This window comes from Photobacterium sagamiensis (genome assembly GCF_050337085.1).
GTDB classification, from domain to species: domain Bacteria; phylum Pseudomonadota; class Gammaproteobacteria; order Enterobacterales; family Vibrionaceae; genus Photobacterium; species Photobacterium sagamiensis.
Window position 1 is genome coordinate 1 of sequence record NZ_JAKJSP010000134.1, and the last position, 686, is coordinate 686.

Below are 686 nucleotides of genomic sequence, written 5' to 3' on the forward strand. Positions count from 1 at the left end.
CATCATGCCTGTATTAGAAGTAAAAGCACGCCGTGTGGGTGGAGCTAACTACCAAGTACCAGTTGAGGTGCGTCCAGATCGTAAATCGACTCTAGGACTTCGTTGGTTAGTAAACTACTCTCGCCTTCGTGGAGAAAAAACGATGGAAGAGCGTTTAGCTTATGAAATCATGGATGCTGCTAACAATACTGGAGCAGCTGTTAAGAAACGTGAAGATACACACAAAATGGCTGAAGCTAATAAAGCATTCGCTCATTATCGCTGGTAAGATTAATAACTATAAAATCCTTATAAAAGGAAGGAGAAAGACAAATGGCAAGAGAGTTCTCCTTAGCAAATACTCGTAATATCGGTATCATGGCTCACATCGATGCTGGTAAAACGACAACAACAGAGCGTGTTCTATACTATACTGGTAAAATCCATAAAATTGGTGAAACACACGAAGGTGCTTCACAAATGGACTGGATGGAACAGGAACAAGAACGCGGAATCACGATCACATCCGCTGCAACAACTGCACAGTGGAAAGGTCACCGTGTAAACATCATCGATACACCAGGACACGTAGACTTCACAGTTGAAGTTGAACGTTCATTGCGTGTACTTGATGGAGCTGTAGCTGTACTTGATGCCCAATCAGGTGTTGAGCCTCAAACTGAAACAGTTTGGCGCCAAGCTACAAC

2 protein-coding genes are annotated in these 686 nt (G+C 43.1%); both read left to right on the top strand.

The window, feature by feature from the left end:
* Positions 1–268: 30S ribosomal protein S7 (rpsG, locus tag L4D76_RS28820; RefSeq protein ID WP_428444208.1), on the top strand; the 268-nt coding region annotated here is incomplete at its 5' end.
* Positions 269–312: 44 nt separating this feature from the next.
* The coding region (locus L4D76_RS28825) for a GTP-binding protein (protein WP_428444209.1) at positions 313–686 on the top strand (374 nt) is incomplete at its 3' end.